Origin of the sequence: Kitasatospora sp. NPDC059722 (assembly GCF_042733235.1) — a bacterium.
Taxonomy (GTDB): Bacteria; Actinomycetota; Actinomycetes; order Streptomycetales; family Streptomycetaceae; genus Kitasatospora.
In genome coordinates, this window is the sequence record NZ_JBHWGD010000246.1 from 1 (window position 1) to 3,059 (window position 3,059).

Consider the following 3,059-nt stretch of genomic DNA (forward strand, 5'->3'; position numbering starts at 1 on the left):
CTGGCAGGGGCCACGGGGACGGGCCGTCCCCCGGCACGGCTACACTCGCACGGTCCGATCAGCAGATCACGGACGCCCGTGAGGCGGGGCACGGGCTCCGGCCGGAGAGCGCGGGTAGGGAACAGAGCATGGTCGAGGCCTCCCCCAAGGTCGTTGTCGTCGTCCCCACGTACAACGAGCGGGAGAACCTTCCGGTCCTGGCGGGCCTGCTGGCACAGCTGCCGGTGCCGAACCTGCACCTGCTGGTGGTCGACGACAACTCCCCGGACGGCACCGGCGAGCTGGCCGACAAGCTGGCGGCCGGTGCGGACGGCCGGATCGGCGTCCTGCACCGCACCGAGAAGGACGGCCTCGGCCGCGCCTACCTCGCGGGCATGGCCCGCGCCCTCGACGAGGGCGCCGACGTCGTCGTGCAGATGGACGCCGACCTGTCGCACCCGGCCACGGCGATACCCGAGATGGTCCGGACCCTCCTCACCGGCGACACCGCCGTGGTGCTCGGCTCCCGCTACGTGCCCGGCGGCTCGACCGCCTCCGAGTGGCCGTGGCACCGCAAGGCCCTCTCCGCGTGGGCCAACTTCTACGTCAACACCATCCTCGGCCTCGGCGTCCGCGACGCCACCGCCGGCTTCAAGGCCTGGCGGGCGGACACGCTGCGGGCCATCGACCTGCCGACCGTCCAGAGCAACGGCTACTCGTTCCAGGTCGAGATGAACTACCGCGTCGTCAAGCGCGGCATGACGATCCGCGAGGTCCCGATCCGCTTCGAGGAACGCGTCGAGGGCGCGTCCAAGATGAGCGTCGGCGTCCAGGTCGAGTCCGCCCTCGCCCCCTGGAAGCTGCGCCTGGACCGCCGCAACCCCTGACGCGGCGGTTTCCCGACCCCGCAGCGGGCAACCGGGTGCCCTCCGGCGCGATCGGCGGTGTGAACACCGGCTGCGGGGAAAGAAGGGCCTCATGGCCATCCTCCCGGAGTCCCTCACGGCCGCCGTCCGCCGTGGCGCCCGAGAACCGTTCGTCGTCCAGACCGTCCGGGCGACCGTGGCGGCCACCCTGTCCTACGCGGTGGCGACGCGGCTGAGCAGCGAGCCGGCCCCGCTCACGGCGCCGCTCACCGCGCTCCTGGTGGTGCAGGTCACCGTCTACTCGACGCTCAAGACCAGCATCCGCCGGGTCAACTCGGTGGTCGTCGGCGTGCTCATCGCGATCGGATTCAGCGCCGTCGTCGGGCTCTCCTGGTGGAGCCTCGGGCTGATCATCCTGGCCTCGCTGACGATCGGCCGCTTCGTGCGGGTCGAGGAGTTCGTCCAGGAGGTCGCGATCAGCGCGATGCTGATCCTCGGCGTCACCAAGCTCGCCTCCCAGGCCTGGGACCGGGTCCTGGAGACGCTGATCGGCGCCGCCGTCGGCCTCCTGTTCAACCTGCTGTTCGCCCCGCCCGTCTGGGTCGACACCGCCGGCGCCTCGATCGAGGACCTCGCCCGGCGCGCCCGGCAGCTGCTCCTGGACATCGCCGAGGAGCTGGGCCGCCCCACCCCGGTCGCCGTCGCCGCCGAACGCCTCCACGAGGCCCGCCGCCTGGACCAGGCGATCGCCGAGGTCGACGCGGCCCTGCGCCAGGCCGAGGACAGCCTCCGCTTCAACCCCCGGATCAGCGAGGGACTCCTCTCCCGCCTGGTGCTGCGCACCGGTCTGGACACGCTGGAGATCTGCGTGGTGGTCATCCGCGTCCTGGCCCGCTCCCTGACCGACCTGGCCAAGCGCCGCGAGCCCGGCGAGCGCCTGTTCGAACCGGACGTCGCCGTGGCCCTGGAGGAACTGCTGGCCCACATCGGCGGCGCGATGGTCAGCTTCGCCGTCCTCGTCACAACCCAGGTGAGCCGCAACGCCGAGGAGGCCGAGCAACGCCTGGCCGCCGAACTCGCGGCCGCCTGGACCTGCCGGGAGAACGTCGCCCAGCTCCTCCTGCGCCAGGTCCGGGAGCACCCCGAGGCCTGGCAGCTGCACGGCGCGCTCCTGGCCGAGGTGGACCGCATCCTCGACGAGATGGACCTGGAGCACCGCGGCCGCCGCCTGATGGAGGAACTGGACCGCGCCTCCGTGGCCAACCGGGCCCGCTTCTCCCGCTTCGCCGGCCTCCGGAGGTGGCTCCGCGGCGAGCGCCCCCGCCCGGCCACGAGCACCGGGCGATAACCGCTAAGGCATGAGCCACGGTTGCTGCGGCAGCGGGTGGCCGGTTTCGAGGTAGGTCTTCAGGTTCGCGAGGACGGCCGACCAGCCCGCGGCGGCCTGCTCCGCCCCGGTCTCGTCGGCGAGGTCCTCGTGGGTCACGGTGAGGCGGGTGAGGTCCTGCCAGCCCTCGATCCCGAAGGTGACCCGGGACGGGCCGGCCGGGTCCGGGCTGCCCGGGGAGTACCAGGTGGTGACGAGGTGGTGGGGGCGGGTGGCGGCTTCCACGGTGCCGGTGACGTCGGCGATGCCGGAGTCGTCCGTGCGCCGGTGTTCCCAGGGGGCGCCGGGGAGCCAGGTGGAGACGTTGCGGTGGCCCCAGTAGACGGCGGACTCGTCGGCGCTGGTGAGGGCGTGCCAGACCCGCTCGGGGGTGGCGTGCAGGTAGACGGTGGTGCGGACGGCGGCGGGGGTCATCGCGGCTCAGCCCTCGGCCGCGGCGAGCAGCGGCCGGATCTCGATCTTCCCCATGGACATCATCGCCGCCATCACCCGGCCGGCCTTGGCGCGGTCGGGGTCGGCGATCAGGTCCAGCAGGACGCGCGGGGTGATCTGCCAGGAGAAGCCGTAGCGGTCCTTGAGCCAGCCGCAGGGGCCCGCCTGGCCTCCGTCGGCGGTGAGCTTGGCCCAGAGCTCGTCGATCTCCTGCTGGTCGTCGCACTCCACCTGGAGCGAGACGGCCTCGGTGAAGGAGAACTGGGGCCCGCCGTTGAGGGCCGCGTACGGCCGGGGGGGGGGGGGGTTGTGGGGCGCCCCCCGCGGGCCGCCCCCCCGCGCCCTCCGCGCGCAGCGCCCACCCCCGGCCCCCCCCGGCCCCCCCCCCCCCCGCC

General features: G+C 73.5%; 4 protein-coding genes. 2 read left to right on the forward strand and 2 right to left on the reverse strand.

Going from position 1 to position 3,059, the window contains the following annotated elements; translation table 11 throughout:
• The first annotated feature begins 128 nt into the window (after positions 1-128).
• Both ACFV4F_RS42950 and ACFV4F_RS42955 read left to right on the forward strand, forming a co-directional pair.
• The gene (locus tag ACFV4F_RS42950; protein ID WP_380439770.1) at positions 129-866 is read left to right on the forward strand and encodes a polyprenol monophosphomannose synthase; all 738 of its coding nucleotides are present in this window, start codon (positions 129-131) and stop codon (positions 864-866) included.
• A 91-nt stretch (positions 867-957) separates the two neighbouring features.
• A complete protein-coding gene (locus tag ACFV4F_RS42955) occupies positions 958-2,193 on the forward strand; it encodes an aromatic acid exporter family protein (protein ID WP_380439772.1) in 1,236 nt (411 codons plus the stop codon).
• A gap of 3 nt (positions 2,194-2,196) precedes the next feature.
• Here ACFV4F_RS42955 and ACFV4F_RS42960 read toward each other — a convergent pair whose 3' ends face one another.
• A complete protein-coding gene (locus ACFV4F_RS42960) occupies positions 2,197-2,646 on the reverse strand; it encodes an SRPBCC domain-containing protein (RefSeq protein WP_380511410.1) in 450 nt (149 codons plus the stop codon).
• A 6-nt stretch (positions 2,647-2,652) separates the two neighbouring features.
• The coding region (locus tag ACFV4F_RS42965) for a VOC family protein (protein WP_380511413.1) at positions 2,653-3,059 on the reverse strand (407 nt) is incomplete at its 5' end.

Coding starts and splice junctions, on each gene's coding strand:
- ACFV4F_RS42960 (WP_380511410.1), bottom strand. CDS start 2,646: ATGACCCCCGCCGCCGTCCGCACCACCGTCTACCTGCACGCCACCCCC.
- ACFV4F_RS42950 (WP_380439770.1), top strand. CDS start 129: ATGGTCGAGGCCTCCCCCAAGGTCGTTGTCGTCGTCCCCACGTACAAC.
- ACFV4F_RS42955 (WP_380439772.1), top strand. CDS start 958: ATGGCCATCCTCCCGGAGTCCCTCACGGCCGCCGTCCGCCGTGGCGCC.